The organism is Daejeonella sp. (genome assembly GCF_049655485.1).
Taxonomy (GTDB): Bacteria; Bacteroidota; Bacteroidia; order Sphingobacteriales; family Sphingobacteriaceae; genus Daejeonella.
In genome coordinates this window covers 1-6,615 of record NZ_JBASJU010000294.1, presented here as the reverse complement: position 1 = coordinate 6,615, position 6,615 = coordinate 1, and the positions used below count along the sequence as shown (strand labels likewise).

General features: G+C 40.7%; 6 protein-coding genes. 4 read left to right on the top strand and 2 right to left on the bottom strand.

Annotated elements, in window-relative coordinates:
* Positions 1-11 precede the first annotated feature (11 nt).
* The 3 genes from WBJ10_RS12290 (at position 12) to WBJ10_RS12280 (ending at position 1,482) form a co-directional block, all read left to right on the top strand.
* The gene (locus WBJ10_RS12290; protein ID WP_424290704.1) at positions 12-155 is read left to right on the top strand and encodes a hypothetical protein; all 144 of its coding nucleotides are present in this window, start codon (positions 12-14) and stop codon (positions 153-155) included.
* Between the two features lie 63 nt (positions 156-218).
* Positions 219-809 carry a hypothetical protein gene (locus WBJ10_RS12285; protein ID WP_424290702.1) on the top strand — a complete coding sequence of 197 codons (591 nt, stop codon included), beginning with the start codon at positions 219-221 and terminating at the stop codon, positions 807-809.
* Between the two features lie 154 nt (positions 810-963).
* Positions 964-1,482 carry a glucosaminidase domain-containing protein gene (locus WBJ10_RS12280; RefSeq protein WP_424290700.1) on the top strand — a complete coding sequence of 173 codons (519 nt, stop codon included), beginning with the start codon at positions 964-966 and terminating at the stop codon, positions 1,480-1,482.
* Positions 1,483-1,512: 30 nt separating this feature from the next.
* Here WBJ10_RS12280 and WBJ10_RS12275 read toward each other — a convergent pair whose 3' ends face one another.
* Positions 1,513-4,137: a PAS domain S-box protein gene (locus WBJ10_RS12275; protein WP_424290698.1), complete on the bottom strand. Its 2,625-nt coding sequence runs from the start codon at positions 4,135-4,137 to the stop codon at positions 1,513-1,515.
* A 63-nt stretch (positions 4,138-4,200) separates the two neighbouring features.
* Positions 4,201-4,662 (bottom strand): MaoC family dehydratase, encoded by a 462-nt coding sequence (locus tag WBJ10_RS12270; RefSeq protein WP_424290696.1) that lies wholly within the window; start codon positions 4,660-4,662, stop codon positions 4,201-4,203.
* 166 nt (positions 4,663-4,828) lie between these two features.
* Here WBJ10_RS12270 and WBJ10_RS12265 point away from each other — a divergent pair.
* The coding region (locus WBJ10_RS12265; protein WP_424290694.1) for an ABC transporter ATP-binding protein at positions 4,829-6,615 on the top strand (1,787 nt) is incomplete at its 3' end.

The window sequence follows — 6,615 nt, the reverse complement described above, 5'->3', positions numbered from 1 at the left end:
CTCCTGAGGATATTTACAATCAGCTTAAAATTAGTAAAAAGGCATTCAAGAAAGCAATTGGGAGCCTCTATAAGGAACGCTTAGTCATCGTTTCAGACGATTCAGTAAAACTAGCTCCTGATCCGCCGAGGGAAATTGACGAAACGGCTGAGTAATTTTTTGTTATTGATAAGAAAAAGAGGTAATTTAATATTCTAAGATTTCCTTAATTCATTCCTATGAAAAAGACTCTCATCTTATTCGGATTGTTATTTACCGGACATTCCATTTTCGCGCAAAGCGACATCCCATCAGCTGAAATTCAAATTAAGACTGCGGTATTAGCAGCGCCTGTCGATAAGCGTGATAAATCAACAGTTTTAGGCTACAATGGAAACGGCAAACTCGTAGAACTAAGAAAAGGATCGAATGAAATGATTTGTATCGCAGACGATCCAAAACTTCCAGGTTTAAGCGTTGCAAGTTATCACATGGACCTTGAACCTTTTATGCAACGCGGACGGGATCTCAGGTTTTCCGGAAAAACTGCAAAGGAATCTATAGACATAAGGGATGAAGAAGTAAAAAAAGGGAAATTGCGTATGCCGAAACAACCCACTACCCTTTACGTGTATACAGCTAAACCAGAAAACTTCGATGTTCGGACGGGAGAGGTTAAAAATGGTTTCCTGAGATACGTAATTTACATCCCGTATGCAACCGCAGAATCAACCGGGCTTCCTACTAAACCTGACGTACCCGGTATGCCCTGGCTTATGGATCCAGGATCACCACGGGCACACATTATGATCACCCCGCCACAAAACTAGTCGGCTAACGTTAAAATAAAGGTCAGACTTCCTCATGGAAATCGCTCCTCGCGGAAATAAATGAAAATTTGTACCGTTAAAGATGCAACCTGTTTCCTAAACCGCTCAATCACAACTTAATTAACTGAGGATCTTTTTTTTAACAAAGAAATTTATGAAGAAATATGTTTATCACGTCCTGGTGCTTGCACTGGGTTACGGAATAGGTTTTGCGTACAATGCAAAAGGCTTATTTAATTCTCCCCAACAAAAATTAAATGAACAAGCCAGCAGTTCAGGTGAATTTTCCGAAAAAGCTTTAGTGGCCCTTATGTTGGAACTCAAAATCAAATACCCGGAAGTCGCATTATCGCAAGCCAGGCTAGAGACGGGTAATTTTACCTCCGCCATTTTTAAAGAAAATCATAATCTCTTTGGGATGAAGATGGCAGAATTAAGGCCAACATCAGCAATTGGTATACACCGGGGACATGCTTTATATACCAACTGGAAAGAATCGGTGGTTGATTATGCCCTGTTCCAGAGTTTTATAATTTCAAGATTAAAAACAGTAAGTAAAGATGCTTATCGAAAACATATCCAGAAATATTATTCAGAAACTTCTGATTACTTGGTCAGGATAGATCGTGTCGGTGTCGATAACATCAATGAAATTATCAAAATAAAGCTGTAATTAGTAGCCTGATACGTGCTAATCTTTGCGCTAAAGAATATTTTGCGGATCGGGAATATTAAAGTAGAATTTGCTCCCAACGCCTTGTGTACTTTCTACCCAAATCTTTCCGCTATGTTTTTCAACAAAATTACGGCATAAGCCAAGTCCCATTCCCGTACCCTTCTCCCCAAGTGTCCCATATGAAGTAAATCCTGTTTCATCGCTAAATAATTTACCGATATCTGAAGGAGCGATTCCTATCCCATTATCAGCCACTGTGAAAAGAATTCCATCTGCTGTTCGTGAAGCTGATACTTTCACTTTACCATCTTTATTGGAAAATTTTATAGCATTTGTTACAAGATTCCTGATTATAGAGGCTAACATGTGTCTGTCAGCCATCATCGGCATGCCTTCTTCAATCTCCTGCGTTAGCTCAACTTGCTTTGCTTCAGCGATAGGAGCTGTCTTTTTAAGAGTATGTCGGACTTCGCCGGCAAGATCATCAATTTGATATGGAATAAAATCCACCGAATGAAATTGGATCCTGGCCCATTCCAGGAGATCCTCCAGCAGTTCATGAGCGTTAAGAACTCCTTTTTGCATCATTTCCATATACTCCACTAGCTCTTCCTTGCTAGTGTTCTCCACGTCCATAAACACGATCTCCAATAAGGCCACGCATCCGGAAATAGGGTTTCTTAGGTCGTGAGCAATCACCGAAAGGAGTTTATTTTTCTGTTCATTAAGAGTATTGAGGTCATCGTTAAGCAACTTAAGGGAATCCTCCTGTAACTTTCTCTCCGTCACATCCCTCATACTTCCCTCGATGCCTATCACTTCCCCATTTCGAGTGAGAAGCTGTGCATTTACTGAACTGTATCTTTTCTCTCCTGCTTTTGTTTTCAGGCAGACTTGAAAATCAGTAACAATACGGTTGTTGTTGAGAGTTTCAAGTAATTGCTCTCTGTCTACTTTGCTATAATAAAAATCCGTCACAGCCCTCCCGAGAACTTCATCCCGTGTATAACCAAAATGCCTTTCGATTGACGGACTGACTTCTGTTACAATCCCATACTGATCAGTCTGATAAAATACGTCCTGAATATTTTCAAATATCCTGCGGTATTTTCTCTCACTCTCTAAAAGTGCTGTTTCTGCTTCCCTGATCTTTGTTATATCATGAGTTATACCCAATAGTCCTGAGATTTTCCCATTATCATACAAAGGTATCTTAGAACACAAAATGGATCTGGTTGTACCATCTTTCCAGGTTACTGTCATTTCACTGTCTATGATAGCATTGCCTGTTTCAAAAACTACTTTATCTTCAGCGAAAGCTTGGTTTGCAAAATCTAAGGGCAGAAGTTCAAAATTGTCTTTCCCCAAAAGTTCCGAAGGCTCCTTCACCCTCATAAACTCACATTCGGCCTTATTCACCAATACTTTACGTGATTGAAGATCCTTAACAAAAATACTTGTAGGAATATTGTCAATAAGAGTGCGCAAAAGCTCACGTTCTTCCCTTAGTGCACTTTCAACATTCTTCTGTTTCTCTTCTGCTTTTTTCCGTTCGGTAATATCTACCATAGAAACACTGGTACGTTGCACCCCGTTGGAATCCCTGAACGAAACTGAAGAAATTTCATGAGGAAATCGTTCTCCGTTTTTTCGAATCCCTGTTAACTCGGCCTTGGCAAATCCATTCTTTTCACGTTCCTTAATATATGATGCAAATTTTGGATCCGCCGTGTCCATTATCCCGGATCTCCCAAGTGTCCGCATTTCATCAATAGTATAGCCAAACATATCCAATGCGGCTTGGTTGGCCTCAAGTATATAGCCGTCCGGTTGGATAAGAAACTGGGCTGTCAAGGAATTTTCGAGAATGGATTTATACTTCTCTTCGCTGTCCTTTAGTTGTATACTTCGGATTTTTAGTTCCTGTATATCCTGAATTGTCCCGGATATCCTTATGCATTGATCGTCTTTACAATGTGGGTTACCACGTACCCTTATCCATAAAGGACGCCCTTTACTTGTCACAGAATCCAGATCAATATCAAAAGCGTTGCGATTCTTTAAGGCATCGCTAACAGCCGATTCGAATACGTTCTTATCGGAATCGTTCCTGAAAAAAGTAGTGATAGAATCGAAATCAGGTACAAAATGATCGGGAATGTCAAATATTTGCTTGACCATCGACGACCAATACACCTTTTTTGTCAGAATATCATACTCCCAGGAACCAATTTTGGCTGCTTCATTTGTTTCATTTAACAGGTCGAGATTTCGCTTTAACTCAATTTCCTCTACCACCCTGCTGGTAATATCTTCCGTGTACATGATCATCCCCGAAATCTGCCCATTGTCGTTTTTCCAGGGGCGGATGTCCCAGCTCAGCCATTGTATATCGCCGTTAAGTCTGACAAACTTATCTCGCGAATTTTTCTGAATTTTCCCTTTAAGGCACTCTGCATGGATTTCTTTCCATTCAGACCCAATCTCCGGGAACAGGTCATAATGTGATTTCCCTAAAATTTCTTGCCCCTGCAATCCGTAGTCATCAATCCATTGCCTTGATGCAGCCAGGTATTTCATGTCCATATCCACCACAGCGACAGCAGTGGGCATAGGCGAAATGATGTTAATTAGCTGATTAGTGGATGACATAAAAAAGGGCTAGGTTCTTAAAAATAATTAAAGCGGAAAGGCATTTTCAAAACTGTCGGTTAGCTAATCGATAAAATGATATAGGAAAATAACATTTCCTGTAAATGCTGGTTTTTTTTGATCTTTTATTTCAAGGTTTACGCCAATCGTAGCTTTGGTTATGCCCCGAAGATTTGCAATCGCTGTAACTTTAACTTTAAGCCTCACTTCACTATTCACAAGCACTGCCTGTCCGAATCTAAGATCTTCAATCCCATAGTTGATTTCCATTTTAAGGTTCTGAATATCAACTATCTTCTTCCATAAACAAGGGATCAGGGATAGCGTTAGATATCCATGGGCTATAGTCGCTTTAAAGGGTCCATCATTTTCCGCTTTCGCAACATCAGTATGTATCCATTGGTGATCAAGTGTAGCGTCGGCAAACTGATTTATTTGCTGCTGATCAATTTTATGATAGGGCGAGGTTCCGAGATCTTTTCCAAGATAAGCCTCAAATTGGTCGTAGTTCTTTATGACGATCATTCTTCAATAAAATAGTGTATAACACCTTTTTGGATAATGTAAAGTTACTAAATAAGGTTATAAATTCGATGGAAAGATTATCTCATTAGTTCACATTGAAATGATGCTGCAAATATCAAAATCGAACCCTTATACCAATTAAAACTAATTATTTAAGTTTGTGAGGATGAGTGAAAAAAAACGGTTTGAAAAAAAACCCAGAAACTCCATTTCTTCTGATAATTTAACCTTTAAACAACGCTTGTCGGCCCTATCAAATTTGCCTGCATTTTTGAAACTGGTATGGCAAACAAGCCCCGGACTCACACTGGGAAGTTCAGCGTTACGGCTAATCAAATCCGCCCTCCCTTTGGCGATGCTATATATTGGAAAGCTGATAATAGATGAAGTTGTTAGCATTAGTCAGGGCCCACCCGGAGCTGCTTCTAATTATCTGTGGATGCTGATTGCCATTGAGTTTGCGCTGGCTATCGCAACCGATGTGCTTAACAGGGCTATTATTTTGACGGACAGTCTATTGGGCGACTTATTCTCCAATTCTACTTCCATAAAAATTATTGAGCACGCTGCGAAGCTTGACCTCGATCAATTTGAAGATTCCGTGTTTTACGATAAGATGGAGCGTGCAAGGCAACAAACCATGGGCAGGACCATGCTCCTGTCGCAAGTGATGGGGCAGATTCAGGATATGATTACTATGCTTTTTCTTGCGGGCGGCCTGATAGCGTTCAATCCCTGGCTCATTCTTCTTTTGTTCGTAGCCATCATCCCCTCATTCCTTGGGGAGTCTCACTTTAACGATAAAAGTTATGCACTCACACGTGGGCAGACACCCGAGCGAAGGGAACTGGATTACATTCGATTTCTTGGCGCAAGTGACGAAACTGCAAAAGAAGTAAAGATATTCAACCTCTCAGGGTTCATCACCGACCGTTTCAAAACCTTATCCGGGAAGTTCTACAGTGATAACAAAAAACTTGTTATCGGACGCGCAGGCTGGGGTGCTTTCTTTTCGATACTGGGCAGTGCCGGATATTATCTCGCCTATATCATCATTATTTTAAGAACGATAGAAGGGAAAGTTAGCATAGGTGAATTAACGTTTCTAGCAGGATCATTCAGGCAAATGCGTTCGCTCTTAGAAGGAATACTTACCAGATTTACCAGCATATCTCAGGGTGCTATCTACCTGAACGACTTTTTCGAATTTTTCGAAATTCAACCTCGCATTGTACCCACTAAAGGTGCACTTCCGTTCCCCGTCCCAATGAAAATTGGGTTTACCTTTGAAAACGTAGGATTTCGGTATGTAAATTCGGATAAATGGGCAAACCGTCATATAAGCTTTACCTTAAATTCAGGAGAGAAACTCGCACTGGTAGGCGAAAACGGTGCGGGTAAATCGACGCTGGTAAAACTCCTGGCCCGTTTATATGATCCTACAGAAGGCAGAATTCTTCTCGATGGAATCGACCTTAAAAAATATGACCTTTTTGATTTAAGAAAAAACATGGGCATCATATTTCAGGACTTTCTGAAATATCAGATGACCTTTGCGACAAATATCGCTGCAGGGAACATCAAACAAAAAGATAATCGTGACTTAATTATAATAGCAGCAAAAAAGAGTCTTGCCGATTTACTTGCAATGCGACTACCTGACCGTTATGACCAGATGCTGGGAAAACGGTTTGCTGAAGGAGTTGAACTGTCTGGGGGTGAATGGCAGAAAGTAGCTCTGGCCAGGGCTTACATGAAGGACACCCAACTGATGATTTTGGATGAGCCTACTGCAGCTTTAGATGCACGTGCTGAATACGAAGTTTTCGAACGCTTTTCCGAGCTTACTACAGGGAAATCGGCGGTATTAATATCACATCGTTTCTCAACGGTACGTATGGCCGACCGTATACTCGTGCTTGATCAAGGCAAACTTATTGAATTGGGCAGCCA

Bases quoted from the DNA above. Each gene is read 5' to 3' on its own strand.
- WBJ10_RS12285 (WP_424290702.1), top strand. From the start codon at position 219: ATGAAAAAGACTCTCATCTTATTCGGATTGTTATTTACCGGACATTCC.
- WBJ10_RS12280 (WP_424290700.1), top strand. From the start codon at position 964: ATGAAGAAATATGTTTATCACGTCCTGGTGCTTGCACTGGGTTACGGA.
- WBJ10_RS12275 (WP_424290698.1), bottom strand. From the start codon at position 4,137: ATGTCATCCACTAATCAGCTAATTAACATCATTTCGCCTATGCCCACT.
- WBJ10_RS12270 (WP_424290696.1), bottom strand. From the start codon at position 4,662: ATGATCGTCATAAAGAACTACGACCAATTTGAGGCTTATCTTGGAAAA.